Raw genomic sequence first — 24,550 nt, 5'->3', positions numbered from 1 at the left:
GGTTACAGGTCGCGTGTCGCTCGGCTGTACCGGTCGATCAGAGTGTCGAGGTGGGCGGCGAACTCCGGGGAGTCGAGGACGTCGAAGTCCACGTCGAGCATGCCCAGATAGAGGGTGAGCATCTGGAGGGTGTCGGCCCCGGCCTCGATCACGCACGTGTTCTCGTCGACGGCCTCCAGCAGCACGGAGGGCGGTAGCCGTTCGGCGACGGCCTCGGCCGGGGCGTGCAGCCGCACCCGTGCCCGGTGCCGCCACAGTGCCGCCCCCACACCACGTTGTACGTGGGCGACGACGTCGCCGCCGGGCGGCTCCCTGGGGGCGAAGCGCGGACCGGTCGGGGTGCGCGGCCGGATCCGGTCGGCGCGGAACGTGCGCCAGTCGCGCCGCTCGACGTCCCAGGCGACGAGATACCAGCGGCGGCTCATGTGGACCAGCCGGTACGGCTCGGTCAGCCGCCGCGTCACCGCGTTGTCGTGGCCGGTGTAGTCGAACCGCAGGCTCTCACGGTCGCGGCACGCTCCCGCCAGGATGCTGAGCACCTCGGCGTCCACGGTGGGGCCGCCGCTTTGGACGGCCACCACGGCGGTCTGCAGGGCGTCCACGCGGTGTCGTAATCGGGAGGGCAGGACCTGTTCCAGCTTGGCGAGGGCGCGCAGCGACGTCTCCTCGATTCCGGCTACCGTGCCCCCGGCGGCGGTGCGCAGGCCCACCGCGACGGCGATCGCCTCCTCGTCGTCGAGCAGTAGCGGAGGGAGGGCGGCGCCGGCTCCGAGCCGGTAGCCACCCGCCGCGCCTGGAGTCGCGTGTACGGGATAGCCCAGCTCGCGTAGTCGCTCGACGTCGTTGCGCACGGTGCGGGTGGTTACTTTGAGTCGTTCGGCGAGCTGCGGGCCGGTCCAGTCCCGTGGACTCTGCAGCAGTGAGAGCAGGCGGAGCAGGCGGGCCGAGGTCTCCAACATGTCTTTCATTGTGGCTGACAATGCGGAACGGACCTTTCCGCATTGGTGCCTACGGTTCTGGCATGAGCAACGACACGGGGATCCGCCCGTTCCGCATCGACATCCCCCAGGCCGACCTCGACGACCTCGGTGACCGGCTCGCTCGAACCCGCTGGCCTCGGGAGGTGCCCGGCACCGGCTGGAGCCGGGGCGTTCCGCTGGATTACCTGAAGGGCCTCGTCGCTTATTGGGGTGATGGTTTCGACTGGCGCGCCCAGGAGGAGAGGCTGAACGCGTTCCCGCAGTTCGTCACCGGCATCAACGGCCAGGACATCCACTTCCTGCACGTCCGCTCCCCCGAGCCGGACGCGCTGCCGCTGATCCTCACCCACGGCTGGCCCAGCTCGCCGTACGAGTTCCTTGAGGTGATCGGCCCGCTGACCGACCCCCGCGCGCACGGCGGCGACCCGGCCGACGCCTTCCACGTTGTGATCCCCTCGCTGCCGGGGTACGGGTTCTCGACGCCCGTGAAAGAGCAGGGATGGGGAAACCTCTTCCGCGTCGCCCAGGCATGGGCGGAGCTGATGAGCCGCCTGGACTACGGCCGCTACGCGGTCCAGGGGACCGACGCCGGCTCGGGGGTGGCGGGGATACTCGCCATGATCGACGCGGGGCGGGTGGTCGGCACACACCTGACCGGGACGACGGCGGCGATGCCGTTCGGCCCTCCGATCGAACTCGCCGGCCTGTCAGAGGCCGACAGGGCACGTGCCGAGCGGTTCAACGCGTCCCAGGCCGACGGGTTCGGCTATCTGCACATGCAGGCGACCCGCCCGCAGACGCTCGCCTACTCCCTGAATGACTCGCCGGTGGGCCAGCTCGCCTGGATCGCGGAGAAGTTCGCCGAGTGGACCGACCCGGCGGCGAAGCTGCCGGAGGACGCGGTCGGCCGCGACCAGCTGCTCACCTGCGTGAGCCTCTTCTGGTTCACGGGCGCGGGTGCCTCCTCGGCGCACGCCGTTCACGAGGGGATGCAGGTGTATCGCGAGATGGCTGATCGGCAGGGGGACGATCACGCCAGTGCGCGGCAGGGGCCGCCTACGGGTGTCGCGGTGTTCGCCGCTGATACGACGATCCGGAGCGTGATGGACCCTGGGGGGTTGATCGAGCACTGGTCGGAGTTCGGGAGGGGCGGCCACTTCCCGGCGATGGAGACTCCCGACCTGCTCACCGAGGACATTCGCGCCTTCTTCCGTTTGCACCGCTGACGCCTGGGGGTTCTGAGGCTTGGGGGTTCGCGCGAACAGTTGGGCAGGGCGCCGAATCTCAAGCGGGGTGTGTTCTGTGTGCTCGTGTTCTGGTGAGGGCTTCGGTGTGTTCGCGCTTCGGTGCGTGCTGCTTCGGCGCGTGCGCGCTCCGGTGGGCGGGTGCTCCGGGCGGCCGTCGTTGGTGGTCGTCTGGTGGGTCAGGCCTCCGGCCTGGCGGGTGCGCTGGTTGCGGATTTTTATAAGCCGCCCGGAACACCCACCCACCTCCGCACACGGCCCGTCTCGCCGTAGGTGGTGCGGGCCGTAGTCGCTTCCTTTCGGGCCGCCCACGGGGCTCTGGGGATGCTGAAGCAATCCGTACGGGGTCGTTCGGGGGTCGTCGCCGTAGCTGAAGCGTCGGTGCGGAAAGGAGCGCATGGGGCTCGCCGTGAGTCCACCGGGCTCGTCGTGGTTCGCCGTCGGTTGGCTGGTTGGTTGGCGTGCTGCGCCTTGTCGTTGCTGGTCACGGACATCACGGCTTCGCGCAGGGACAGGTGTGGCCCTTTGATAGGGCGATCGTGACGGACGGCCACTGTGACCGAAGGGAGGGGTAGGTCTCGTACGAGAGGGCTTCGGCCGGGTGGGCTAGTTGGATGAGGAGCCTGGGGTGCTGGTGTTGCCGGCTTCGTCGGGGCTGTTGGTTTCGTGGGCGGGGAGGCGGAACCAGACGGCGGTGCCCGCTTCGGGGTCGTGGTGGGTGCCCCAGGCGGTGGCCATGGCCTCGACCAGGAGCAGGCCGCGTCCGCCGTCGCTGTCGAGGTCGGTCGCGCGGACGAAGGGCAGGCTGGTCGCCGAGCCGTCGTCGATCACCTCGGCGTGCACCATGTTGCCTCCCAGGCCCAGGCAGACGGTCACCGATCCTGTGGCCGTACGCCCGGAGTCGGAGTGGACGACGGAGTTGGTCACGACCTCGCTGAGCAGCAGCACCACGTCGTCGAGGGCGGTGTCGGTGATTCTGGTGTGCAGGAGGTGTCGGGCCCAGGCGCGGACGGTCGCGACCGAGTGGGGGGTCGCGGCGAACTCGGCGTGGCCCAGGGGGCGCAGGACAGACCAGCGCTGCGAGGCTGTTCGCTGGCGTTCGTATCGGCAGGGGGCCTGGTAGGGCGCGATCACGCGATCGCCGCCGAGACGATGACGTCGGCGGCGTTGTCGGCGTCGGCGCAGATCGCTTCGCCGGGCCGCCACATCCTGGCCCACCAGGGCCGCCAGACGAACACCCAGCCGCGGGCGCGATGGACGGCGGTGATGCGGACGCGGGTCTCGTTTTCGGACATGACCTCCAGGATCGGCTGCCCCGTCTGGGGCAGCACCAGCGAGGTGCCCAGGCCCAGACCCCGCAGGTCCCAGCCCAGCCGCACCAGATGAACGAACTGCTCTTGCGGATCGCGTGGCTCCACAGCCTTCCTTTCGTCGTTGATCGCACTGGCTCGCTCGCGCTTTAGGGACATCTATGCTCACGGACTGTCATCGGCCGTATGCTCAGAGCATGCAGTCTCTGCAGCCCCATGTGCAACCCCAAATGCATATGCACTCAAGGGGATCCATGGAAAGTTCAGCTTGCGAGAGCGGCCAAACCAGTAGAAACCTCATGGAGGCGGACACATGACCGAAGGCCAAAGCCCCACCGTCCGGCGACGACAGCTCGGCATGGAACTGCGTCGGCTGCGCGAGCGTGCAAATGTGTCCGCCATTGAGGCGGGTGAGCGCATCGGTCGCTCCGACTCGACGATCAGTCGCTTCGAGACCGGCAGGGTCACTATCCGCCAGAAGGTCCTCGCTCAACTTCTTGATCTCTACGGTGCCGCCGACGACGAAACTCAAGCCGTACTCGACCTCGCACGCGAAGCGAGCAAGCGAGGATGGTGGCACATTCACGGAGATGCGGTGCCGTCCTGGTTCGAGGTCTTTATTGGGCTCGAAGCCGAGGCCACGTCAATCCAGACCTACCAACCTCAACTGGTGCCCGGTCTTCTCCAGACTGAAGCGTATGCGCGTGCTGTCATCGAAACAGACCACCCTGAAATGTCAGAGGAGGAGATCGACAGGCTCGTCACTCTGCGTCTAGCAAGACAGAAGCTCCTTAACCGGTCCAACCCTCCGGAACTGTGGGCGGTGATGAGCGAAGCGGCTCTACGTCACGCCATCGGCGGCCCGGCGACCATGCGCGAGCAACTCCTCAAACTTCGCGACACGCGACGACTCTCCTGCATTAACCTTCAGGTATTGCCCTTCGCCGGAGGTGCTCATCCCGGCATGCTCGGCCCTTTCCATCTCCTCGAGTTCCCCCCGACCTCGGAGACCCGTGTCGCCTACGTCGAGTACTTGACAGGATCCATATATCTGGAAAAGCCAGAAGAAGTACGCAGGTATAGACTCATTTTCGACCACCTTCGCGCGGCTGCCTTGCCGCCGAACAAGTCCATCGCGCTGATGAGCGCGGTCATAGAGGAGACGACTTCATGACTGTAGAAAAGCGTGAGTCGAGAGACCTCTCTGAGCTGTCTCGCGCTACGTGGCGCAAGAGCAGTCTCAGCGGCAACGGCGGTGCCGACTGTGTCGAGGTCGCCGTCGTCTTGGATATGGTCGCTGTTCGCGACTCCAAGGACCCCAGCGGCGCCACACTTGTCTTCCCTCCGGGTGACTGGACCGCTTTCCTCGGTCGCGTCAAGGCTGGAGACTTCGACACACGTCCCTGACCGCGTGACAGGTTGAGAAGGGCTCCGGGTGTGAAAGGGAAGACGGGTGGCCCAGCATTCCATGACCGACGCCATATGGCGCAAGAGCAGCTTGAGCGGCAGCGGCAACAACTGTGTTGAAGTCGCCTCCGTCTCGGGCTTGATCGCTATCCGCGACTCCAAGAATCCCGGCGGCGCCACGCTTGTCTTCTCTCGGGATGACTGGTCTGCCTTCCTGGGTCGCGTCAAGGTTGGGGACTTTGATCCGAGGTTCTGATGTGGACGGATCGGAGAAGGGCTCTTGGAAAGTTAGGAGTGCGGGTGTCCCATGGTTGATCTGGTGAGCGCTGTCTGGCGTAAGAGTTCGCGTAGTAATGGCAATGGTGGAGCGTGTGTCGAGGTGGCGCGCAATCTGGTTGGGGTCGTGGCCGTGCGAGACAGTAAGGACATCGGTGGGCCGGTGCTGGTCTTCTCCCCTGGTGGGTGGCGGGCCTTTGTCGGTGGGGTCAAAGAGGGCGTGTTCGACGGGTTGGGGTGAGGTGGGCGCCTACCTGGTGAGACGGTCGAGGTCGTCGGCGGTCCAGCCTCCTGGGGGTGGGGAGGGCGGGCGGTCGAGGTCGGTGTCCATGGGGGCACCGTAGCTTTCGGCCCTGTGGGACGTCAGACTCTTTCCGCCTCTGGTGTCGTCTCGGTCAGAGCGGGGGTACTACGGGTGCGGGTGCTGGAGTAGAGGACGCCGGAGATGATCAGGGCGGCTGCGAGGAGTTTGGTGAGGGAGATCGACTCGCCGGTGAACAGGGCGGCGGAGGACATGCCGAAGACCGGGACGAGCAGGGCGGAGGGGGCGACCACCGAGGCGTCGTAGCGCTGGAGGAGGAAGCCCCAGATGCCGAAGCCGCCGAGGGTGGAGATCAGGGAGACGTAGAGGACCGAGAGGCTGCCCTCCACGGAGAACTCCAGGTGGGGGACGCCCTCGACCAGCAGGGACAGGGCCGTCATGGGGATGGCCGCGACCGCGCTGATCCAGACCATGAAGCGGAACGAGTTGGGTGGGGCGGCGTTCCTGACCGCGATGTTGCCCATGCCCCAGAAGAAGGCCGCGCCGATGACCAGCAGGAACGCGCCGATGGGGCTGCCGGTGCCCAGGTCGGTGGCGATCAGTGCCAGACCGGCGAACGCGATCGCCATGCCGATGATCCGTCGGCGGGTGAGCCGTTCGCCCAGTAGGGCGACCGCCAGGATCGCGGTGAAGATCGCCTGGACCTGGACGACGAGTGAGGTGAGACCGGCGGGCATGCCCGCCCGCATGCCGGTCAGCAGCAGGGTGTACTGGCCGATGCCGAGCGTGGCGCCGGCCACGAGCACCTTCCGCCAGGGCACTCCGGGGCCGCCGACGAGCAGTACGGCGGGGAAGGCGGCGAGCAGGAAGCGCAGTGCCACGTAGAGCAGCGGGGGGAAGTGACGGAGCCCGGCCTCCATGACCACGAAGTTGAAGCCCCACAGGGCGGTGAGGGTGATGGCGAGCAGGAGGTGCCGGGTACGCATGCAGCAATCGTCGTTTCCATCGACATTTCAGCACAAGCGAGACCTTCTTGCTTATGTCGTTTAGAGTTGCTTACATGTTGGATCTCAACCGGCTCAAGGCTCTGCACGCGGTCTCCGTCTACGGGTCCGTGGGGGCCGCGGCCGAGGCGCTCATGGTGACTCCGTCGGCGGTCTCCCAGCAGCTGGCCAAGCTGGAGCGGGAGACGGGGGCGCCCCTGCTGGAGCGTCACGGGCGTGGGGTGCGGCTGACCGACGCGGCCGGGCTGCTCGCCGACCACGCCGAGCGCATCCTCGCGCTGGTCGAGATGGCGGAGGCCGATTTCGAGGCGTTGCGCGGCGAGGTCGTGGGACGGCTGGGCATCGGGGCCTTCCCCACGGCGGCGAGAGGGCTGATGCCCGCCGCGCTCGCGCTGTTGCACTCACGCCACCCCGACCTGCGCCTGCAGCTCATGGAGCGCGAGCCGGAGCGGCAGATCCGTGAGGTGGCGAGGGGTGAGCTCGACCTCGCGGTGATCCAGGACTGGATGAACCGTCCGATGGCGATCCCCGAGGGGTTGTCCCGGGCCACGCTCTTCGACGACATCGCCGACGTGATCCTGCCCGCGTCCCACCCGCTGGCGGGTCGTGCCGAGATCGAGCTCGCGGAGCTGTCGGGGGAGCAGTGGATCAGCTCCTCGCCCGGTACGGTCTGCCACGACTGGCTGGTCTACACGCTGCGCTCGGCCGAGCTGGAGCCGGACATCACCTGCATGACGGACGAGTATCCGACCCAGATGGCCCTCGTCGCGGCGGAGCAGGGGTGCGCGATCATCCCCCGGCTGGGCCGCGACTTCGTCCCGCAGGGGGTGCGGGTCGTCCCGATCCGGTCGCGTCCGACGCGCAGGATCTACGCGCTCTGGCGCAGTGACGCCGCCCGCCGCCCGGCCATCCGCGCCGCGGTGGAGGCGCTGAAGGCCGTCTCGGTCGAATTTCGCGGGCCTGTGTCCGAGCCCGTCGAGTCGGCGACGATTCCGGTGGCGGTGGTTCGGGGTGGCCCAGACGGCTCTGGGTGACGTCGGGTTTCGGTTTTCATACGTGGCGCGTCATTTCCGATCCGGTTCGGTGGGTGACCAATGCCAGGTCGTGCGGAACGCGGGGTCAGCCGAGGGCGATCGTCACCACGCCGCCGACGATGACGCAGGCCGCGAGCAGCCGCCGGGTCAGGTCGCCCTCGGCGAGCAGCCTGCCGCCGAGCAGCACCGCCACGAGCACGCTGACCTCGCGTACCGGGGCCACCGCGCTGATCGGCGAGAACGTGTACGCGGTCAGCGCGAGGAGGTAGGAGAGCGGCATCAGCACCGCCGCGCCCAGCACCCGCGTCTTGTGCTCTCGCCAGACGGGCAGGATCAGGCCCCTGCGGCGGGGGGCGAGCACCGGCGAGGTGAGGACCAGGGCGCGGCCGAGGTCGCCGCCGTAGTTGAGCAGGATCGGCGCGACCGCGAAGGCGCTGACGACCTGCTTGTCCCAGACGGTGTACGCCGCGATGAACAGTCCCGTGGCGAGTCCGTACCCGATCCCGCCCAGGTCCTGGCGGCTGGGGCCGTGCGCCGCGCCGAGCAGGAAGACGCCCAGCCCGACGAGCAGGATTCCCGCGACGCCGACAGGGCCCGGCCGTTCGCCCAGGAAGAGGACGGCGACCAGGCTGGCCAGCATCGGCCCGGTGCCCCGGGCGATCGGGTAGACCATGGAGAGGTCGCCGTGCCGGTAGCCGCGCTGGAGCAGCATGAAGTAGCCCAGGTGCAGCGTGGTGCTGGCGGCGATCACCGCGAGGTCGGTCCAGGAGGGGCCGGTGCCGCCGAGGAGCAGGTAGCCCGCCGCGACCGGGGTCCAGAGGAGGGTGGAGGCGGCGGCGACCATCCAGACGAAGACGACACCGTCGGCGTCGGCCGCCTGCTTGCTCATGAGGTTCCAGCAGGCGTGGGCGACGGCGGAGGAGAGGACGAGGGCGAGCGCGAGGGGGCTCACGGGGGGACCCTATCCTGCCTCGTCCGACACGAGTGACCCACCTGCCAGGCCACTACCCCGTACCTGTCGGTAGGCTGGCGAACACCATGGCTGAGACCACCGTCGTTCACCTCCTGCGCCACGGTGAGGTGCACAATCCCGCGAACGTCCTGTACGGCAGGCTTCCCGACTACCACCTCTCCGACAACGGCATCCAGATGGCCGAGACGGTGGCGAAGGCGGTCGCCGGACGTGACGTCACCGCGCTGTTCTCCTCGCCGCTGGAGCGCGCGCAGGAGACGGCGGCCCCGCTCGCCGCGACCTTCCACCTGGACGTCACGATCGACGAGCGGCTCATCGAGGCCGAGAACATCTTCGAGGGCCTCTCCGTCGGTAGCTTCCGTAATCCGCGCTTCTACCGTTACCTGTGGAACCCGCTGCGCCCCTCGTGGGGGGAGCGCTACATCCACATGGTCAGCCGGATGAGGGCCGCGATCGACACCGCCCGTGACGCGGCGCGCGGCCATGAGGCGATCATGGTGAGCCACCAGCTCCCGATCTGGACGATCAGGCTCGCGGCCGAGGGCAGGCGCCTGCCGCACGACCCGCGTCGGAGGCAGTGCGGGCTCGCCAGCCTCACGAGCTTCTCCTTCGAGGGAAACCGTCTGATCAGCGTCGGATACAGCGAGCCCGCGGCGGCGCTCGTCAAACGCCCCACTGTGCCGGGCGCCTGACCTCGCCGGTACAGTGATTGCTCTACCGGTTGTAGTACAGGGAGCCTCCGTCACCCATGCGCGCACAATCCTTCGCCGCCGTCGCGCTGCTGATCGCCGTGGCCGGATGCGCCGGAAACCCGGGGTCGCAGCCGCAGAGCGGTGACACCCGTTTCGTGGCCGGTGACGGAAAGATCACCCTGTTCCAGGCCGAGGACCGCAAGGTCGCCCCGCAGGTGGAGGGGGAGACCCTCGACGGGGGCACCGCGAGCCTCGCGGCGCACAAGGGCAAGATCGTGGTGCTCAACTTCTGGGCCTCCTGGTGCGCGCCCTGCCGGGCCGAGGCGCCGGTGCTCAAGGACATCCACGCCAAGAAGAAGGCCGACGGCGTGGAGTTCCTCGGCATCGACTTCAAGGACCGCAAGGCCGACGCCCTGGCTTTCGAACGCAGCCACGAGCCGGGTTACCCGAGCATCTTCGACCAGCCGGGCAAGGTCGCCCTCTCCTTCCAGGGGACGGTGCCGCCCGCGGCCATTCCGTCGACCCTGATCATCGACCGGCAGGGCCGGATCGCCGCCAGGGCGCTCGGCGCGGTGAAGTACAACGACCTTCTCGACGCCGTGACCAAGGTCGGCGATGAGAGATAACCGCTCGGGGTCGTCGTGAGCGCCGACCTCGTGGGCACCGTCGCCGGCGGTTCGCTGGCGCTGGCGCTGCCGATCGCGGTCGCGGCCGGGCTGGTGTCGTTTCTGTCGCCGTGCGTGCTGCCGCTGGTTCCCGGCTACCTGTCGTACGTGACCGGCATGAGCGCCGACCCCAGGCGGGGGCGCATGGTGGCGGGCATCGTGCTGTTCGTACTGGGCTTCGCGGTCGTGTTCGTGGCCGGGGGAGCGCTCTTCGGCGGCCTCGGCGCGGTCCTGTTCACCAACGCGGGGATCATCACGCGGGTGCTCGGCGTCTTCACGATCGTGCTCGGCCTCGCCTTCATGGGGGTGATCCCGGGGCTGCAGCGCGATTTCCGCATCCACCGGGTCCCGGCCGCGGGGCTGGCCGGGGCGCCTCTGCTCGGCCTGGTGTTCGGGCTGGGCTGGACCCCCTGCATCGGCCCCACCCTCGGGGTCGTGCTCACCCTCGGCCTGAACGAGGGCAGCGCCGGTCGCGGCGCGCTGCTCGCCTTCGCGTACGCGCTCGGCCTCGGCCTGCCGTTCGTGGCGGCCGGACTGGCGTACAGCAGGGCGCTGAGGACGTTCAAGGCGGTACGCCGGCACTCGCGGCTGATCACGAGGGCGGGCGGCGTGATGCTGGTTGTCGTCGGCGTGCTGCTCGTCACCGGGTTGTGGGGGGAGCTCGTCGCGATGACGCAGGGCTGGGTCGGCGGATTCGAGCCGGTGATCTGATGGTGTCGATCGACCCGAAGACGGGGGAGCGAACGGTGAGCGAGGCGCGGCGGCCCGCGGGTCTCGGGGTCGTGGGGTGGGCGCGCTGGTTCTGGCGGACGCTCACCTCGATGCGGACCGCGCTGATCCTGCTGTTCCTGTTCGCCCTGGGTTCCATTCCCGGCTCGATCTGGCCGCAGCGCGGGGTCTCCGACGCCATGGTCGTCCAGTACTTCGACGACAGTCCGGAGCTCGCCGAGTGGCTGGACAGGTTCTGGCTGTTCGACGTCTTCAGGGCGCCCTGGTTCGCCGCGATCTACCTTCTGCTGTTCGTGTCCCTGATCGGCTGTGTGCTCCCCCGTACCGCGACCCACCTGCGGGAGCTGCGCAGGAAGCCGCCCGCGGCGCCGCGCAACCTGGGCAGGCTGCCGCAGCACGCCTCCTTCGAGGCGGATCTCACCGTCGAGGAGGCCGCCGCGAGGCTGCGCGCCAGGCGGTTCCGGGTGACCACGGGGCCCGGCTGGGTCGCCGGGGAGAAGGGTTACCTGCGCGAGACCGGCAACCTGCTGTTCCACGTGGCCCTGCTCGGCCTGCTGGTCGCGGTCGGGATGGGGTCGCTGTACGGCTACCGGGGCAACGTGCTGGTCGTGGAGGGCGAGGGGTTCGCCAACACGGTCGCGGCCTACGACCGCTACATGCCGGGCACCCAGGTGAACGCCGAGTCGCTGGAGCCGTTCTCCTTCACCGTCGACGACTTCCAGGCGACCTACATCGCGACGGGTGAGAAGAGGGGACAGGCCCTCGACTACGAGGCCAGGCTCAAGGTCGAGGACGCCCCGGGCGCCGCGCCGCGCGACTACGTGCTGAAGGTGAACGAGCCGCTGGACGTCAACGGCACGCTGAGCTACCTGATCGACCACGGCTACGCGCCGACCTTCAAGATCACCGATGGTGAGGGCGAGGTCGCCTTCGAGGGGCCGGTGCCCTGCCTGGTGGTCCAGCCCGCCACCTTCACCTCAGAGTGCGTGATCAAGGTCCCGGACGCGCGGCCCGAGCAGCTCGGCGTCCTCGTCGGCTTCCTGCCGACGACCGTCCCGATGGGCTCGGAGTGGGTCTCGGTCTTCCCCGGCGCCGCGAACCCCACCGCCCAGGTGTACGGCGCCTTCGCCGGTGACCTGGGGCTGAAGGACGGCCGGCCGCAGTCGGTCTACGAGCTCGACCCGGCGAGCCTGAAGAAGATGAAGCCGCTGGTCATGAAGGCCGACCCGCTGGCGCTCGGTGAGAAGCTCACGCTGCCGAACGGCGCGGGCTCGATCGAGTTCACCGGTGTGCGGGAGTGGATCGCCCTGCAGATCACCCACGATCCGGGCCGGATGCCCGCGCTGGTGGCCTCGATCCTCTGTGTCGCGGGCCTGGTGCTGACGCTCACCGTTCGCCGCCGCAGGATCTGGGTGCGGATCCACGGGGACCGCAAGGTCGAGGCGGGCGGCCTCACGCGCACCGAGGGCGGCGATTTCAGCGAGGAGTTCACCGAGATCGTCTCCGTTTTGAACCCAGGAGTTCCCGATTCAGGAGTGAAGGATGTCCGCTGAGGTCGATGCCGGCCTCGCCACGCTGAGCGACCAGCTCATCTTGGCGACGGTGCTGCTCTACGTCTTCGCAATGATCGCTTACGCCCTCGACCTCGCCTTCGGGCGGCAGGCGGGGGCGTCTCGGCAGGCGGTGGCCCGCGCGGACCGGCCGGTCCTGGCAGGTGTCGGCGGGGGCGCTCCGGCCGACGCCGCCCCCGCCGAGGACGCTCCCGCCGTCAAGGCGCCGCCCGCCTGGGCGGTGTGGGCGGGGCCGGTGGCCGTCGGGCTGAGCTGGCTCGGCTGGGTCGCCAACCTCGCCTCCATCCTCACCCGCGGCCTGGCCGTGGACCGGTGGCCGTGGGGCAACATGTACGAGTTCGTGGTCGCGATGTGCTTCGCGGCGGTGAGCGCGTTCCTGTTCATGCAGCTCCGCTACCCGATCCGCTTCCTGGGCGCGTTCGTCACGGTCGCGAGCGCGCTGGGGCTCGGTTTCGCCGTGCGGTACCTGCACGTGCAGGCCGGTCCCGTGGTGCCCGCGCTGGACACGTACTGGGTCGCGATCCACGTGTCGGCGGCGATCGTCGCGAGCGGGATGTTCATCGTGGCCGGAGTCTGCGGCATCCTCTATCTGGTCAGGAAGGACACCTCGGTCCGGCTGCCGTCCCGGCAGGATCTGGAGCGGGTCGCGCACCGGGCCATCGTGATCGGCTTCCCGATCTGGACCTTCGCCGTCATCGCCGGGGCGCTCTGGGCCGACAAGGCGTGGGGCCGCTACTGGGGCTGGGACCCCAAGGAGATCTGGGCGTTCATCACCTGGATCGCCTACGCCGCCTACCTGCACGCCAGGGCCACCGCGGGCTGGAAGGGAAAGGCGGCGACGATCGTGCAGCTCATCGCCCTCGCCTGCCTGCTGTTCAACCTGGTCGGGGTGAACATTTTCCTCGGGGGGCTGCACTCCTACGCCGAGGTTCCGGGCTGATTCTCGGCACCGAGACTTCCTCAGGCCGAATTCTTTCCGCTGGAATTCCACGGCGAATTGCCGTGCCGAGGTTCCCGCCGATTACCGCACAGGTTTTCGCGCGGGAATTCGGCTGGCCGTAACGGCTGTATTGGTCATGCGCGAAGACCGATTCCGGTGCGCTCTCAGTCGTCGTCACGCAGGCGGCGGTCGAGATCCTTGAGAAAGTCGGGGTCGTCGTCGGGGCCCTTCGGGGCCTCGGGGCGCGACGGCGCGTCCTCGACACGGAGGAAGCGGGGCGGTCTGGGGCCGGTCGGCCGGCCGAGCAACAGCCAGAAGACGCCCCCCGCGACCGGCATCAGCACCACGATGAGCACCCAGAGGAGCTTGGGGAGGTTCCTGGATTCCTTGTCCGGCGTGGTGATGACGTCGAACAGGCAGTAAAGCCAGAAGGCGAGTATCGCCAGACCAAGCAGGGGCATGCCCCGAACTGTAAGCCATCATGAGACCTGCTGCGGTCCCGCACCACGTTACGGATGACTGGCAAGGCTCCCACCCCTTACCGTAGGAGCCGTTGCCACTTCCCCAGGGGGTGTGATGGCACATTCGGGCGACAAGGGCCGCCATCGACGGCGGTGGTGGCAGCGAGGTCCGGCCACGCGTGCGGAGAGTGCCGTGCGGGAGGCTCCGCGTGAGGTTCCCCGCGGGGCGGAGCGCCGGGTCGGGACGGTCACGGCCCCGGTGGCCGACCGCCCGCAGTACACCTGGAGAGACTTCGAGCTCGACGAGAGTCCCCGGGCCCAGCCCAACTCTCCCGACACCCCCGACCTGGGGGACGGCCTGCGCCACTGCGGGCGTCTGGAGCGAATTCTGCACCGCCAGTGGGACTCGCGGTGGGAGGCGCCGCCCCCCGAGGCCGTACGGGCGGTGGAGAGCCTCGCGAGGCTGCCCGACGTGTTGAAGGACAAGCTGGCCGACGGGCTCGACGGCATCTACGTCGGCGCGGGCGGGGTGCCGGAGCTGGACGACATGGGATACCTGCGCGGCGCGCCGCTCCCCTCGGGCCGGGCGACGTGGGACATCTGCGCGGGGGCGTACGGCGACCGCAAGATCGTGGTGGGAGACCGGCCCTCGCCCACCCCCGACGTGATGATGCACGAGGTCGGACACGCCCTGGACGACGTGGACGCCCCCGGCGGCGGCTGGGTGTCCGACTCCCCGGAGTTCGCCGCCCTCTACGACCAGTGCGTTCCCGCGCTCGCCTCGGCGTTCCATCTCCAGTCGGGAGACCTGGGCCGCAAGGAGTTCTTCGCCGACGCCTTCGCCGCGATCGTCTCCCGGCAGCGCCCCGCGCTGGTCGACATGCTGGGCGGCGACACACGGATGGCGCTCAACGTCATGTTGTTCTTCAACCGGCGCTACGGAATCTAGGTGATCTGGGATGTACGTCGTCAGGCTCGCCGACGGGACCCTGCGGGTGCCGCAGACCCTGGTCGGCGATGACGGGCGTCTGATCGGCAACGCCTATGTGGAGGTCTCTCCGGGAGATCCCGACTACGACCGATGGCTCGCCGAGTCGCTCACCGAGGAGGAGCTGTCCGAGCGACGGCGTCGATGGCTGGAGGAGAACGACGAGTTGGAGCGGGAGTTCCTGGCGTTCAAGGCCGAGCAGGAGACCTAGAGGCTCGGGGCCGCGCGGGGCGTCGTTCGAGGCCGGGCGGGTTCGAGTGGAGGAAGGTCGTGGAGCGGGTGGGCCGGTGACGGGGGAGGTCATCGTCCGTGTCGTGGCTCACACGACTCCACGGTGACCCTGCGGCTTCCGGGTAAGGCGCGCAGGATCACCGATGGTGTGACGTCCTAAGTCGTCAGACGCGCGGGGACTCGCCTGCCGGCCGTTCGGCCGTCAAGACGTCCTCTCCGCGCAGAAGGGCGTGCACTTCCGACTCGCGGAAACGCCGGTGCCCTCCGGGGGTACGGATGCTGCTGATGCGGCCTGCCGCGGCCCAGCGTGTAACCGTCTTTGGGTCGACCCGGAAGAGGGCGGCAACCTCTCCGGGCGTCAGCAGACGCTCGCTGCTACTCTCCACAATCTCTCCCCCTCGCATCCCGCTTCCTGCCAGCGGGCGGACAGGTAACCAGTGTGCCGAGCGAAGCCTGATTTATCCGTGCTTTCCAACAAAGATCACGGGTTGTTATCTACTGCCTGCCCGATTGTTATATGATAGAGCCTTTTTGGGACTCTCGTGGGTGTTTCTTTACGAAACAGATCTCTTGGGAAGACTAGCAGCGCTCGCAGTCGATGCGAAGAGTTACCCGTAGGGCCACCGCGATCGCGACCGGTTGGGCGAAGTGACGTAGCCTCGACGCTGTGCATCCCGTCATCGTTTACACCGCGTCCAGGATCGGCCTGCTGGCCGTGAGCCTGGGAGTGCTCTATATCCTCGGCCTGCGCCAGCCCCTGGTTCTCCTGATCGCCGCATTCCTGGTCAGCGGTGTGGCCAGTTACGTCCTGCTCTCGAAGCAGAGGGACGCGGTGAGCGAGCGAATCACTAAGAACCGGGAGTGATCGGCAACGGGAACATGCCGACCCGGGCATGGTACTCGTGACCAAGGCGGGTTGTGTCACTACCAACCAGTAATCCGCCGGGATGCGCGAGGAATGCCTTGACCCCGATTCCGCGGTCCCGGGTGGGGTTCCATGTCAGGGCCCTGCCGGTGCGCGGATGGATCGCGCCGATTCCCGGCCGCGCCACCGCCCCCGGGCCCGCGGAGTCGCGTCCGTCCGGATTGTTCAGCCAGCGCTGGTGCCCGCCGACGTAGACGGCCGCCCCCGTCGCCGCCACCGAGTACAGCGAGTCGCCCCCGGTGTGGTTCACCCAGGTCGGCTTCACCGCGCCGCGCGCGCCGGTCTCGAAGCGGGCGGCGGTGTCGCACATCCTGTCCGGACCTCCGGGCCCGCCGGTCGTGACGACGACGAGATAGCTCCCGTCGGGGGCGAGGTCCACCCCCCGCAGATAGCCGGGGAAGTCGGCCATGCACCGGCCCCGGTAGGCGTCGGTCCGCCACGGCGCGACCGTGGCGGGGGAGGGGGCGAGGCCGGGCGACGAACCGTCGGGTGCGGCGGCGTTCGGCGCGACGAGGCCGGGCGGGGCGATGGAGATGAGGCCGAGCTGGGCGCGCGGCAGGCCGCCCAGGGTGGTGAAGTCACCGGCGACCGCGAGCCTGCCGTGGCCGAGGGCCATCGCGTGGATCCTCGTCCTGCCGCCCCTGGGCGCGCCGGGCTCGATCGTGAAGGACGGGTCGGCCGCGCCGGTGACGGCGTCGAGCCTCGCCAGTGCCGTACGGGCGACGGAGCCGACGTGGGTGAAGTCGCCGCCCGCGTAGAGGTGGCGTCCGAGCCTGGCCAGGCCGGTGACCGCGCCGCCGCGCACCTGGGCGCCGAAGTGGGAGACCGGCGAGCCGTCGGAGAGCCGGAGCAGGACCAGGCCCCGCGTCAGGGTCCCGCCGGTCCTCGTGAACCGCCCGCCCGCGTAGACGGTGCCGCGAACCCCTGCCGCCAGCGCCAGAACCGGCCGGTCCAGGCGTGGCGCGAAGCCGGGCAGCACCCGGCCGGTGGCCAGGTCGTACGCGAAGAGGTTGGCACGCGGCAGCACCGTCGCGCTCCCGGCCTCGCGGACCTCGCCGAACGAGCCGCCGACCACCACCGTGCCGTCCACCAGCGCGATGGCGTTCACGATCCCGTCGAGCACGTGGGGAGTGGTGTCCACCGGATCGGCCGAGACGACCCCGCCGTGCTTCGTGGTGCCGGCGACGGCCACCCCGGCCGGGAGCACGGAGAGCGCGGAGAGCAGGGTGAGGGCCGCGACCAGCACGTAAGTGGCTCTGGCAAACATTTGACAATTTTTAGCATGCCGACGGTAATGGAATGACTACTTTCCGTGGATTGTCGGGGCGGCCCTAGGGTGGGAGGCATGACGCGCGCTTCTCTGGACAAGCAGCCGCACGAGGTCGCCGCGATGTTCGATCGCACGGCCAGGCGGTACGACCTTGTCAACGACGTTATCTCCCTGGGGCAGGTCCGGCTGTGGCGCAAGGCCGCCGCGGCGGCCGTCGACGCGGGCCCCGGTGAGCTGGTCCTCGACCTCGGCGCGGGCACCGGCACGTCCACCGACGCGTTCACCACGCTGGGCGCCCGCGCCATCGCCTCCGACTTCTCGCTCGGCATGCTGAGCACCGGGGTGCGGCGCAGGGGCGGCTCCGGCATCCACGGAGGGGGCGTACGGGGGGTCAGCTTCGTCGCGGGCGACGCGCTGCGGCTCCCCTTCGCCGACGAGGTCTTCGACGCGGTGACGATCTCCACGGCGCTGCGCAACGTGCACGACACCGGCCAGGCGCTGCGCGAGATGTACCGGGTGGCGAGGCCGGGCGCGCGGCTGGTGATCCTGGAATTTTCACACCCGACGCCGAAATCCTTCGATCTCGTGTACTCGCAGTACCTGATGAAGCTGATGCCGCGCGCCGCGAAGCTCTTCGGTTCCAACGACGACTCCTACGAGTATCTGGCGGAGTCGATCAGGGCCTGGCCGGACCAGGCGGGGCTGGCGAAGATCATTCAGGGGGCGGGCTGGGAGCGCGTGGCCTGGCGTAACCTGACGATGGGGATCGTGGCCCTCCACCGTGCGTACAAGCCCTCCTGACTTTCTCAGGCGATGGCGACACCCGCCTGACACTTTGCCCTCCGAAGGCGTTAGACTTCGGCGCGACAAGTTTGTGAAGACCTTCACAAAGGAACGAAAGGCCCCTTACCCCGAGGCCCCCACAGCGTGTAGGACAGGACAGGTCCCGTGACCGTGCCAGCCGCCACACAGCGGAAAGTCGCTGAGGCTGACGCCGACGTCATCGTCGTCGGCGCCGGGCCCGCCGGTTCGACAACCGCTTTCCATCTCGCGCAGGCCGGGCTCGACGTCCTGCTGCTCGAGAAGACCACCTTCCCCCGTGAGAAAGTCTGCGGCGACGGGCTGACCCCCCGGGCGGTGAAACGGCTCATCGCGATGGGGATCGACATCGACGCTCCCGGCTGGGTCCGCAACAAGGGCCTGCGCGTGGTCGGCGGCGGGATGCGCTTCGAGCTCGACTGGCCCGAGCTGTCGAGTTTCCCCGACTTCGGCCTGGTCCGCACCCGCCAGGACTTCGACGAGATCCTCGCCGCCAACGCGGTCAAGGCCGGCGCCCGCCTGCTGCAGGGGGTGAACGTCACCGCCCCGATCCTCGACGAGCGCAGCGGGCACATCGTCGGCGTCGTCGCGAAGCGGGACGGCGAGGAGGTCGTCTACCGCTCGCGGCTGGTGGTCGCCGCCGACGGCAACTCCACCCGCGTCTCCCTCGCGATGGGGCTGCACAAGCGCGAGGACCGCCCGATGGGCGTCGCGGTACGGACATACTTCGAGAGCCCCCGCCACGACGACGACTACCTGGAGACCTGGCTGGAGCTGTGGGACGGCGACACCCTGCTGCCCGGCTACGGCTGGATCTTCGGCGTCGGCGACGGCACCTCCAACGTGGGCCTCGGACTGCTGAACACCAGCGAGTCCTTCAAGGGCATGGACTACCGCGACCTGCTCAAGCGCTGGGTGAAGGGGATGCCCCCCGAGTGGGGCTACGTCGAGGAGAACATGACGACCCCCATCAGGGGCGCCGCGCTGCCGATGGCCTTCAACCGCCAGCCGCACTACACGCGGGGCCTGGTGCTGGTGGGCGACGCGGGCGGGATGATCAACCCGTTCAACGGCGAGGGCATCGCGTACGCGATGGAGAGCGGCCACATCGCCGCCGAGACGGTCGTCCAGGCGCTCGGCAGGGTCACCCCCGCGCAGCGGGAGCGCGTGCTGCGCGCTTACCCCCAGAGGCTGAAAGACGCATACGGTGGTTACTTCACCCTCGGCAGGGGGTTCGTGGAGCTGATCGGGCATCGCGGGGTGATGAACTTCGCCACGCGTCACGCGTTGCCACACCCCCACCTGATGCGGTTCGCGCTCAAGCTCCTTGCTAATCTCACCGACCGGCGAGGTGACGCGTCCGACCGCATCATCAACGCCCTGTCGAAGGTGGCGCCACCGGCATGAGGTCGACGAGTGCCGAGCACCTGGAGCCGTGGGCGATGATCGCTTTGCCTAGACTTTCGAAATACACCACAACGCAGAGCTACGCGCCGGCGCGCGTGGAGATGGGAGAGGAGGCGTAGCGATGGAGTTGTACGCACCCATCCTGGTGCTCGCCGTGCTCGCGGCGGGATTTGCGGTCTTCTCGGTGACGATCGCCCCCTTCACCGGTCCCAAGCGCTGGAACCGCGCGAAGCTCGACGCCTACGAATGCGGCATCGAGCCGACGCCCCAGCCGGTGGGCGGAGGACGCTTCCCGCTGAAGTACATGGTCACCGCGATGTTGTTCATCGTGTTCGACATCGAGATCATCTTCCTCTATCCGTGGGCGGTCGCGTTCGACAAGCTCGGGATCTTCGGGTTGGTCGAGATGCTGCTGTTCATCGTCACCGTGCTCGTGGCCTACGCGTACGTGTGGCGCCGCAAGGGTCTGGACTGGGACTAGATATGGGTCTTGAAGAGAAACTTCCGAGCGGGTTCATGCTCAGCACGGTCGAGCAGGTGGCCGGCTGGGCGCGCAAGAACTCCGTCTGGCCGGCGACGTTCGGCCTCGCGTGCTGCGCCATCGAGCTGATGTCCACCGGCGGTCCCAAGCACGACCTGGCGCGCTTCGGCATGGAGCGCGCCTCGGCGTCTCCGCGCCAGGCCGACCTGATGATCGTCGCGGGGCGGCTCTCGCAGAAGATGGCCCCGGTGCTGCGCCAGATCTACGACCAGATGGCCGAGCCCAAGTGGGTCATCGCGATGGGCGTCTGCGCCTCCAGCGGCGGCATGTTCAACAACTACGCGATCGTGCAGGGCGTCGACCACGTCGTCCCCGTCGACATCTACCTGCCCGGCTGCCCGCCGCGCCCCGAGATGCTCATCGACGCGATCGTCAAGCTGCACGACAAGATCCAGAACATGAAGTTCGGCGCGCACCGCGCCAAGCAGATCGACGAGCTCGAACTGCAGGCCCTGCGGACGCTGCCGCTGATCGACCAGGGGAGCGCCAAGAAATGACGAGCGAACCCACCGAGAACCTCCCCGAGGTGCCGAAGGAGCCGATCGCCCACCTGGGCATGTTCGGCGCCTCGGGCACCGGTGACACCTCGGGCTACGGCCGCCTCGTCGTGCGGCGCAAGCCCGAACTGTCCACCCCCCGCCCGTACGGCGGTTACTTCGACACCGTCGCCGACGAGCTGGAGCGCGCCCTCGGCGGCGACCTCGGCGACGCCGTCGAGCGCGTGGTCGTCGACCGCGGCGAGCTGACCTTCCACGTCAGGCGTGAGCGCCTGCTCGACGTCATGAAGACCCTGCGCGACGACCCCGCCCTGCGCTTCGAGCTCTCGCTCGGCGTCTCCGGCGTGCACTACCCCCACCTGGAGGGCCAGGAGCTGCACGCGGTGATCCACCTGTGCTCGATCACCCACAACCGCCGCCTGCGCGTCGAGGTCTCCTGCCCCGACGACGACCGGCACATCCCCTCCACGGTCTCCGTCTACCCGACGCACGACTGGCACGAGCGCGAGACCTGGGACTTCTTCGGCATCGTCTTCGACGGGCACCCGGCGCTGACCCGGATCATGATGCCCGACGACTGGGACGGTCACCCCCAGCGCAAGGACTACCCGCTCGGCGGAATCCCGGTCGAGTACCGCGGCGCCGAGATCCCCGCGCCGGACCAGAGGAGGTCCTACACATGAGCGTCCCTCACCAGGAGACGAAGGAGACGGTCGGGAACGGCCCGTACGACGCGTACGACGAGGCCACCGAAGGCAAGGTCTACACCGTCTCGGGCAACGACTGGAGCGAGCTGGTCGAGAGCCTCTCCGGCCAGCAGGACCAGCAGCTCGTCATCAACATGGGCCCCCAGCACCCGTCCACGCACGGCGTGCTCCGCCTGGTCCTGAACCTGGACGGCGAGACGGTCACCGAGGCCCGCACGGTCATCGGCTACCTGCACACCGGCATCGAGAAGAACCTCGAATACCGGACGTGGACCCAGGGCACCACGTTCGTCACCCGGATGGACTACCTGGCGCCGATCTTCAACGAGACCGCCTACTGCATGGGCGTCGAGCGGCTGCTCGGCATCACCGACCGGGTCCCCGAGCGGGCCCAGGCGATCCGCGTGATGATGATGGAGCTCACCCGGATCTCCTCGCACATGGTGGCGATCGGCACCTTCGGCATGGAACTGGGCGCGACCACGCCGTTCCTGTTCGGGTCGCGCGAGCGCGAGATGGTGCTCGACGTGATGGAGTACATCACCGGCCTGCGGATGAACATGGCCTACGTCAGGCCGGGCGGCGTCTCCGTCGACCTGCCCGCGGGCGCCGTCGACAAGGTCGGCGAGCTGCTCAAGGTCATGCCGGGGCGCATCAAGGACATGCGCAAGATGCTGGACGCGAACCCGGTCTACCTGGCCCGCACCAAGGACGTCGCCTACCTCGACCTCACCGGCTGCATGGCGCTGGGCGTCACCGGCCCGATGCTGCGGGCCGCGGGACTGCCGTGGGACCTGCGCAAGTCGCAGCCCTACTGCGGCTACGAGACCTACGAGTTCGACGTCCCGACCGAGAAGACCGCCGACGTCTACGGCCGCTACCTGGTACGGGTCGCCGAGATGGAGGAGTCGCTCAAGATCATCGAGCAGGCTCTCGACCGCCTCTCCGGGCCGCTCAAGAACGGCCGGGTGATGGTCGACGACAAGAAGATCGGCTGGCCCGCGCAGCTCGCGCTCGGCCCCGACGGCCTGGGCAACTCGCCCGACCACATCGCGCACATCATGAGCGGCTCCATGGAGGCGCTGATCCACCACTTCAAGCTGGTGACCGAGGGCTTCCGGGTCCCTGCGGGGCAGGCGTACGCCGCCGTCGAGTCGCCCAGAGGTGAGCTCGGCGCCCACGTGGTCAGCGACGGCGGTACCCGCCCCTACCGCGTACACTTCCGCGACCCGTCCTTCACGAACCTGCAGGCCATGCCCGTGACGTGCGAGGGCGGCATGGTCGCCGACGTCATCTCGGCGGTGGCCTCGATCGACCCGGTGATGGGAGGTGTCGACCGATGAGTTCCAGCAAGGGTACGGACGGCCGGCCGGCGCACGAGAAGGTCGACGCGAGCACGGGCACCGGCCTGACGGGCGAGAGCGCCCTCGGGACGACCACCGCCCTGGGCGGCGAGCCCTCGAACGAGGCCGCCCGCGCGGGCGGCGAGGAGGTGAGCGCGACCGTGTCCAAGGGGTACGCGCCGGAAGTGCGGGAGCGCCTGGAGCGCGACGCCAAGGAGATCATCGGCCGCTACCCGAAGCCGCGGTCGGCCCTGCTGCCCCTGCTGCACCTGGTGCAGTCCGAGGACGGCTACGTCTCCGACGACGGCCACGAGTTCTGCGCCGAGATCCTCGGCCTGAGCAAGGCCGAGGTCGTCGGAGTCTCCACCTTCTACACGATGTACAAGCGCAGGCCGATGGGCCAGTACCACGTGGGCGTGTGCATCAACACGCTCTGCGCGGTGATGGGTGGCGACCAGATCTGGGACGAGCTGTCCGAGCACACCGGCATCGGCCACGACGAGACGACCCCCGACGGCAAGGTCTCGCTGGAGCGGCTGGAGTGCAACGCCGCCTGCGACTTCGCCCCGGTGATGATGGTCAACTGGGAGTTCTTCGACAACCAGACCCCGGCGTCGGCCAAGCAGCTCGTCGACGACCTCAGGGACGGCAAGGAACTCTCCCCGACCCGGGGTCCGAAGAAGCTCTGCACGTTCAAGGAGGCATCCCGGGTGCTCGCGGGCCTGCCCGACGGCCTGGCCGGCGACGGCCCCTCGGCGAAGGGCGCCTCCCTGGAGGGCCTGAAGATCGCGAAGGCGAACGGATGGAAGGCTCCGGAGGCGTGAGCGTGACACGCAGCGGAGCCACCACGAGCGGACGCGCCGGTCAGACCGGCGCGTGCGGGCGTAACGAGCGTGCCGACAGGCACGGCGCGGCCTCGTCACGGAGCGACGGGCTGTCAGGCGAGGAGACGAAGTGACCACTCTCACCCCGGTTCTCACCGCGAACTGGGACCAGCCCAACTCCTTCACCCTGGAGGGCTACGGCGACTACTCGGCGGCCAAGAAGGCGCTGGGCATGGACCCCGACGCCGTCATCCAGGCCGTCAAGGACTCCGGACTGCGCGGCCGAGGCGGCGCGGGCTTCCCCACCGGCATGAAGTGGGGCTTCATCCCCCAGGGGGACGGCAAGCCGCACTATCTGGTGGTGAACGCCGACGAGTCCGAGCCGGGCACGTGCAAGGACATCCCGCTGATGATGGCGAACCCGCACGCGCTCGTCGAGGGCGTCATCATCACCGCGTACGCGATCCGGGCCAACCACGCCTTCATCTACGTGCGCGGCGAGGTGCTGCACGTGGTGCGCCGCCTGCAGGCGGCCGTGGCCGAGGCGTACGCCAAGGGTTACCTCGGCACCGACCTGTTCGGCTCCGGCTTCGACCTGGAGCTGGTCGTGCACAGCGGCGCCGGCGCCTACATCTGCGGCGAGGAGACGGCGCTGCTCGACTCGCTGGAGGGCTATCGCGGCCAACCTCGGCTCAAGCCCCCCTTCCCCGCCGTGGCGGGCCTGTACGCCTCGCCGACCGTCGTCAACAACGTCGAGTCGGTCGCGAGTGTTCCCTCCATCATCGCCAACGGCGCCGACTGGTTCGCCGGGATGGGCACGGAGAAGTCCAAGGGCTTCGGCATCTTCTCGCTGAGCGGCCACGTGACCAGGCCCGGCCAGTACGAGGCCCCGCTCGGCATCACGCTGCGCGAGCTGCTGGAGATGTCCGGCGGCATCCGCGAGGGACACCGGCTCAAGTTCTGGACCCCCGGCGGGTCGAGCACCCCGATCTTCACCGACGAGCACCTCGACGTCCCGCTGGACTTCGAGTCAGTCGGGGCGAAGGGCTCGATGCTCGGCACCCGGGCCCTGCAGATCTTCGACGAGACCACCTGCGTGGTGCGCGCGGTGCTCCGCTGGACGGAGTTCTACGCGCACGAGTCGTGCGGCAAGTGCACCCCCTGCCGGGAGGGCACCTTCTGGCTCAAGCAGGTGCTCAAGCGGCTGGAGAAGGGGCAGGGCACCGAAGAGGACCTGACCACGATCACCGACATCGCCGACAACATCCTGGGACGCTCCTTCTGCGCCCTGGGCGACGGTGCCACGAGCCCCATCCACTCGTCGGTGAAGCACTTCCGCGACGAATACCTCAAGCACTTCGAGATCGGCGGCTGCCCGTTCGATCACGCCCCGTCCACGGTGTGGGGTGCCCAGTGAGCGCGCGGATCCAGGCAACCGGCAAGCACAGCA

30 protein-coding genes are annotated in these 24,550 nt (G+C 68.8%); 22 read left to right on the top strand and 8 right to left on the bottom strand.

Annotated elements, in window-relative coordinates; translation table 11 throughout:
* Nucleotides 1–2 precede the first annotated feature (2 nt).
* Nucleotides 3–959, bottom strand: a complete 957-nt coding sequence (locus ACFY3V_RS06890) for a WYL domain-containing protein (protein WP_362896840.1) — start codon at nucleotides 957–959, stop codon at nucleotides 3–5.
* Between the two features lie 62 nt (nucleotides 960–1,021).
* Between ACFY3V_RS06890 and ACFY3V_RS06885 the strand changes: the two genes are divergently transcribed.
* Complete coding sequence (locus tag ACFY3V_RS06885) at nucleotides 1,022–2,206, top strand: epoxide hydrolase family protein (RefSeq protein ID WP_389770783.1); 1,185 nt, start codon at nucleotides 1,022–1,024, stop codon at nucleotides 2,204–2,206.
* Between the two features lie 624 nt (nucleotides 2,207–2,830).
* Here ACFY3V_RS06885 and ACFY3V_RS06880 read toward each other — a convergent pair.
* Nucleotides 2,831–3,358 carry an ATP-binding protein gene (locus ACFY3V_RS06880; RefSeq protein WP_389770780.1) on the bottom strand — a complete coding sequence of 176 codons (528 nt, stop codon included), beginning with the start codon at nucleotides 3,356–3,358 and terminating at the stop codon, nucleotides 2,831–2,833.
* The gene (locus ACFY3V_RS06875; RefSeq protein WP_389770777.1) at nucleotides 3,355–3,642 is read right to left on the bottom strand and encodes a hypothetical protein; all 288 of its coding nucleotides are present in this window, start codon (nucleotides 3,640–3,642) and stop codon (nucleotides 3,355–3,357) included. The genes ACFY3V_RS06880 and ACFY3V_RS06875 overlap by 4 nt, the downstream gene beginning before the upstream one ends.
* A gap of 205 nt (nucleotides 3,643–3,847) precedes the next feature.
* Between ACFY3V_RS06875 and ACFY3V_RS06870 the strand changes: the two genes are divergently transcribed.
* From ACFY3V_RS06870 to ACFY3V_RS06855, 4 genes are read left to right on the top strand one after another with little or no spacing between them, the layout of a single operon-like run.
* Nucleotides 3,848–4,708 carry a helix-turn-helix transcriptional regulator gene (locus ACFY3V_RS06870; RefSeq protein WP_350942604.1) on the top strand — a complete coding sequence of 287 codons (861 nt, stop codon included), beginning with the start codon at nucleotides 3,848–3,850 and terminating at the stop codon, nucleotides 4,706–4,708.
* Nucleotides 4,705–4,941: a DUF397 domain-containing protein gene (locus ACFY3V_RS06865; RefSeq protein ID WP_350942605.1), complete on the top strand. Its 237-nt coding sequence runs from the start codon at nucleotides 4,705–4,707 to the stop codon at nucleotides 4,939–4,941. Before ACFY3V_RS06870 ends, ACFY3V_RS06865 begins: the two co-directional genes overlap by 4 nt.
* Nucleotides 4,942–4,987: 46 nt before the next feature.
* Nucleotides 4,988–5,197: a DUF397 domain-containing protein gene (locus tag ACFY3V_RS06860; protein WP_350942606.1), complete on the top strand. Its 210-nt coding sequence runs from the start codon at nucleotides 4,988–4,990 to the stop codon at nucleotides 5,195–5,197.
* Nucleotides 5,198–5,248: 51 nt separating this feature from the next.
* Nucleotides 5,249–5,458, top strand: coding sequence for a DUF397 domain-containing protein (locus ACFY3V_RS06855; RefSeq protein ID WP_362896836.1), 210 nt, complete (start codon nucleotides 5,249–5,251; stop codon nucleotides 5,456–5,458).
* 122 nt (nucleotides 5,459–5,580) lie between these two features.
* On the opposite strand, the gene ACFY3V_RS06850 is transcribed toward ACFY3V_RS06855, so the two are convergent.
* A complete protein-coding gene (locus tag ACFY3V_RS06850; RefSeq protein WP_389770772.1) occupies nucleotides 5,581–6,465 on the bottom strand; it encodes an EamA family transporter in 885 nt (294 codons plus the stop codon).
* 74 nt (nucleotides 6,466–6,539) lie between these two features.
* Between ACFY3V_RS06850 and ACFY3V_RS06845 the strand changes: the two genes are divergently transcribed.
* Nucleotides 6,540–7,517, top strand: coding sequence for a LysR family transcriptional regulator (locus ACFY3V_RS06845; RefSeq protein WP_389770769.1), 978 nt, complete (start codon nucleotides 6,540–6,542; stop codon nucleotides 7,515–7,517).
* An 85-nt stretch (nucleotides 7,518–7,602) separates the two neighbouring features.
* Here ACFY3V_RS06845 and ACFY3V_RS06840 read toward each other — a convergent pair whose 3' ends face one another.
* Nucleotides 7,603–8,469, bottom strand: a complete 867-nt coding sequence (locus tag ACFY3V_RS06840) for an EamA family transporter (RefSeq protein ID WP_389770766.1) — start codon at nucleotides 8,467–8,469, stop codon at nucleotides 7,603–7,605.
* Between the two features lie 86 nt (nucleotides 8,470–8,555).
* Here ACFY3V_RS06840 and ACFY3V_RS06835 point away from each other — a divergent pair, with 86 nt between their 5' ends.
* The 5 genes from ACFY3V_RS06835 to ccsB are packed head-to-tail and all read left to right on the top strand — an operon-like array spanning nucleotide 8,556 to nucleotide 13,087.
* A complete protein-coding gene (locus ACFY3V_RS06835; RefSeq protein WP_362515332.1) occupies nucleotides 8,556–9,182 on the top strand; it encodes a histidine phosphatase family protein in 627 nt (208 codons plus the stop codon).
* Between the two features lie 56 nt (nucleotides 9,183–9,238).
* Nucleotides 9,239–9,808: a TlpA disulfide reductase family protein gene (locus tag ACFY3V_RS06830; protein WP_350942612.1), complete on the top strand. Its 570-nt coding sequence runs from the start codon at nucleotides 9,239–9,241 to the stop codon at nucleotides 9,806–9,808.
* Nucleotides 9,809–9,823: 15 nt separating this feature from the next.
* Nucleotides 9,824–10,558, top strand: a complete 735-nt coding sequence (locus tag ACFY3V_RS06825; RefSeq protein WP_362896832.1) for a cytochrome c biogenesis protein CcdA — start codon at nucleotides 9,824–9,826, stop codon at nucleotides 10,556–10,558.
* A complete protein-coding gene (locus ACFY3V_RS06820) occupies nucleotides 10,558–12,129 on the top strand; it encodes a cytochrome c biogenesis protein ResB (protein ID WP_389770761.1) in 1,572 nt (523 codons plus the stop codon). Before ACFY3V_RS06825 ends, ACFY3V_RS06820 begins: the two co-directional genes overlap by 1 nt.
* Nucleotides 12,119–13,087, top strand: a complete 969-nt coding sequence (gene ccsB, locus ACFY3V_RS06815; RefSeq protein WP_362896830.1) for a c-type cytochrome biogenesis protein CcsB — start codon at nucleotides 12,119–12,121, stop codon at nucleotides 13,085–13,087. The genes ACFY3V_RS06820 and ccsB overlap by 11 nt, the downstream gene beginning before the upstream one ends.
* A gap of 164 nt (nucleotides 13,088–13,251) precedes the next feature.
* On the opposite strand, the gene ACFY3V_RS06810 is transcribed toward ccsB, so the two are convergent.
* Nucleotides 13,252–13,548 carry a PLD nuclease N-terminal domain-containing protein gene (locus ACFY3V_RS06810; RefSeq protein ID WP_362896829.1) on the bottom strand — a complete coding sequence of 99 codons (297 nt, stop codon included), beginning with the start codon at nucleotides 13,546–13,548 and terminating at the stop codon, nucleotides 13,252–13,254.
* A gap of 193 nt (nucleotides 13,549–13,741) precedes the next feature.
* Between ACFY3V_RS06810 and ACFY3V_RS06805 the strand changes: the two genes are divergently transcribed.
* Complete coding sequence (locus tag ACFY3V_RS06805) at nucleotides 13,742–14,497, top strand: hypothetical protein (protein ID WP_362896828.1); 756 nt, start codon at nucleotides 13,742–13,744, stop codon at nucleotides 14,495–14,497.
* Between the two features lie 10 nt (nucleotides 14,498–14,507).
* Complete coding sequence (locus ACFY3V_RS06800) at nucleotides 14,508–14,747, top strand: hypothetical protein (RefSeq protein WP_350942618.1); 240 nt, start codon at nucleotides 14,508–14,510, stop codon at nucleotides 14,745–14,747.
* Between the two features lie 184 nt (nucleotides 14,748–14,931).
* Here ACFY3V_RS06800 and ACFY3V_RS06795 read toward each other — a convergent pair whose 3' ends face one another.
* A complete protein-coding gene (locus ACFY3V_RS06795; protein WP_012887349.1) occupies nucleotides 14,932–15,171 on the bottom strand; it encodes a BldC family transcriptional regulator in 240 nt (79 codons plus the stop codon).
* Nucleotides 15,172–15,434: 263 nt separating this feature from the next.
* On the opposite strand from ACFY3V_RS06795, the gene ACFY3V_RS06790 reads away from it, so the two are divergent.
* Nucleotides 15,435–15,632 (top strand): DUF4229 domain-containing protein, encoded by a 198-nt coding sequence (locus ACFY3V_RS06790; protein WP_350942619.1) that lies wholly within the window; start codon nucleotides 15,435–15,437, stop codon nucleotides 15,630–15,632.
* On the opposite strand, the gene ACFY3V_RS06785 is transcribed toward ACFY3V_RS06790, so the two are convergent.
* Nucleotides 15,616–16,959 (bottom strand): hypothetical protein, encoded by a 1,344-nt coding sequence (locus ACFY3V_RS06785; protein WP_362896827.1) that lies wholly within the window; start codon nucleotides 16,957–16,959, stop codon nucleotides 15,616–15,618. The two genes, ACFY3V_RS06790 and ACFY3V_RS06785, sit on opposite strands and share 17 nt — an antisense overlap.
* A 78-nt stretch (nucleotides 16,960–17,037) precedes the next feature.
* Between ACFY3V_RS06785 and ACFY3V_RS06780 the strand changes: the two genes are divergently transcribed.
* The 8 genes from ACFY3V_RS06780 (at nucleotide 17,038) to nuoF (ending at nucleotide 24,517) form a co-directional block, all read left to right on the top strand.
* Nucleotides 17,038–17,763 carry a demethylmenaquinone methyltransferase gene (locus ACFY3V_RS06780; RefSeq protein ID WP_350942621.1) on the top strand — a complete coding sequence of 242 codons (726 nt, stop codon included), beginning with the start codon at nucleotides 17,038–17,040 and terminating at the stop codon, nucleotides 17,761–17,763.
* Nucleotides 17,764–17,910: 147 nt separating this feature from the next.
* On the top strand, nucleotides 17,911–19,188 hold the full coding sequence (locus ACFY3V_RS06775; RefSeq protein ID WP_389770753.1) for a geranylgeranyl reductase family protein: 1,278 nt from the start codon (nucleotides 17,911–17,913) through the stop codon (nucleotides 19,186–19,188).
* Between the two features lie 121 nt (nucleotides 19,189–19,309).
* The gene (locus tag ACFY3V_RS06770) at nucleotides 19,310–19,669 is read left to right on the top strand and encodes an NADH-quinone oxidoreductase subunit A (protein WP_362896825.1); all 360 of its coding nucleotides are present in this window, start codon (nucleotides 19,310–19,312) and stop codon (nucleotides 19,667–19,669) included.
* A gap of 2 nt (nucleotides 19,670–19,671) precedes the next feature.
* Nucleotides 19,672–20,226 carry an NADH-quinone oxidoreductase subunit B family protein gene (locus ACFY3V_RS06765; protein WP_350942624.1) on the top strand — a complete coding sequence of 185 codons (555 nt, stop codon included), beginning with the start codon at nucleotides 19,672–19,674 and terminating at the stop codon, nucleotides 20,224–20,226.
* Complete coding sequence (locus ACFY3V_RS06760; protein ID WP_362896824.1) at nucleotides 20,223–20,909, top strand: NADH-quinone oxidoreductase subunit C; 687 nt, start codon at nucleotides 20,223–20,225, stop codon at nucleotides 20,907–20,909. The genes ACFY3V_RS06765 and ACFY3V_RS06760 overlap by 4 nt, the downstream gene beginning before the upstream one ends.
* Complete coding sequence (locus tag ACFY3V_RS06755; protein ID WP_362896823.1) at nucleotides 20,906–22,276, top strand: NADH-quinone oxidoreductase subunit D; 1,371 nt, start codon at nucleotides 20,906–20,908, stop codon at nucleotides 22,274–22,276. The genes ACFY3V_RS06760 and ACFY3V_RS06755 overlap by 4 nt, the downstream gene beginning before the upstream one ends.
* Nucleotides 22,277–22,425: 149 nt before the next feature.
* Nucleotides 22,426–23,100 (top strand): NADH-quinone oxidoreductase subunit NuoE, encoded by a 675-nt coding sequence (nuoE, locus tag ACFY3V_RS06750; RefSeq protein WP_386202398.1) that lies wholly within the window; start codon nucleotides 22,426–22,428, stop codon nucleotides 23,098–23,100.
* 130 nt (nucleotides 23,101–23,230) lie between these two features.
* Nucleotides 23,231–24,517 (top strand): NADH-quinone oxidoreductase subunit NuoF, encoded by a 1,287-nt coding sequence (gene nuoF, locus ACFY3V_RS06745; protein ID WP_389770747.1) that lies wholly within the window; start codon nucleotides 23,231–23,233, stop codon nucleotides 24,515–24,517.
* The last annotated feature ends 33 nt before the right edge of the window (nucleotides 24,518–24,550 follow it).

The organism is Streptosporangium sp. NPDC000095 (assembly GCF_042899335.1).
Lineage (GTDB): Bacteria > Actinomycetota > Actinomycetes > Streptosporangiales > Streptosporangiaceae > Streptosporangium.
Note: the sequence above shows the minus strand (reverse complement) of the source record. Positions and strands in the feature narration are given on the sequence as shown.

Coding starts and splice junctions, on each gene's coding strand:
- ACFY3V_RS06890 (WP_362896840.1), bottom strand. CDS start 959: ATGTTGGAGACCTCGGCCCGCCTGCTCCGCCTGCTCTCACTGCTGCAG.
- ACFY3V_RS06885 (WP_389770783.1), top strand. CDS start 1,022: ATGAGCAACGACACGGGGATCCGCCCGTTCCGCATCGACATCCCCCAG.
- ACFY3V_RS06870 (WP_350942604.1), top strand. CDS start 3,848: ATGACCGAAGGCCAAAGCCCCACCGTCCGGCGACGACAGCTCGGCATG.
- ACFY3V_RS06865 (WP_350942605.1), top strand. CDS start 4,705: ATGACTGTAGAAAAGCGTGAGTCGAGAGACCTCTCTGAGCTGTCTCGC.
- ACFY3V_RS06855 (WP_362896836.1), top strand. CDS start 5,249: ATGGTTGATCTGGTGAGCGCTGTCTGGCGTAAGAGTTCGCGTAGTAAT.
- ACFY3V_RS06850 (WP_389770772.1), bottom strand. CDS start 6,465: ATGCGTACCCGGCACCTCCTGCTCGCCATCACCCTCACCGCCCTGTGG.
- ACFY3V_RS06845 (WP_389770769.1), top strand. CDS start 6,540: ATGTTGGATCTCAACCGGCTCAAGGCTCTGCACGCGGTCTCCGTCTAC.
- ACFY3V_RS06835 (WP_362515332.1), top strand. CDS start 8,556: ATGGCTGAGACCACCGTCGTTCACCTCCTGCGCCACGGTGAGGTGCAC.
- ACFY3V_RS06830 (WP_350942612.1), top strand. CDS start 9,239: ATGCGCGCACAATCCTTCGCCGCCGTCGCGCTGCTGATCGCCGTGGCC.
- ACFY3V_RS06820 (WP_389770761.1), top strand. CDS start 10,558: ATGGTGTCGATCGACCCGAAGACGGGGGAGCGAACGGTGAGCGAGGCG.
- ccsB (WP_362896830.1), top strand. CDS start 12,119: ATGTCCGCTGAGGTCGATGCCGGCCTCGCCACGCTGAGCGACCAGCTC.
- ACFY3V_RS06810 (WP_362896829.1), bottom strand. CDS start 13,548: ATGCCCCTGCTTGGTCTGGCGATACTCGCCTTCTGGCTTTACTGCCTG.
- ACFY3V_RS06800 (WP_350942618.1), top strand. CDS start 14,508: ATGTACGTCGTCAGGCTCGCCGACGGGACCCTGCGGGTGCCGCAGACC.
- ACFY3V_RS06795 (WP_012887349.1), bottom strand. CDS start 15,171: ATGCGAGGGGGAGAGATTGTGGAGAGTAGCAGCGAGCGTCTGCTGACG.
- ACFY3V_RS06785 (WP_362896827.1), bottom strand. CDS start 16,959: ATGTTTGCCAGAGCCACTTACGTGCTGGTCGCGGCCCTCACCCTGCTC.
- ACFY3V_RS06780 (WP_350942621.1), top strand. CDS start 17,038: ATGACGCGCGCTTCTCTGGACAAGCAGCCGCACGAGGTCGCCGCGATG.
- ACFY3V_RS06770 (WP_362896825.1), top strand. CDS start 19,310: ATGGAGTTGTACGCACCCATCCTGGTGCTCGCCGTGCTCGCGGCGGGA.
- ACFY3V_RS06765 (WP_350942624.1), top strand. CDS start 19,672: ATGGGTCTTGAAGAGAAACTTCCGAGCGGGTTCATGCTCAGCACGGTC.
- ACFY3V_RS06760 (WP_362896824.1), top strand. CDS start 20,223: ATGACGAGCGAACCCACCGAGAACCTCCCCGAGGTGCCGAAGGAGCCG.
- ACFY3V_RS06755 (WP_362896823.1), top strand. CDS start 20,906: ATGAGCGTCCCTCACCAGGAGACGAAGGAGACGGTCGGGAACGGCCCG.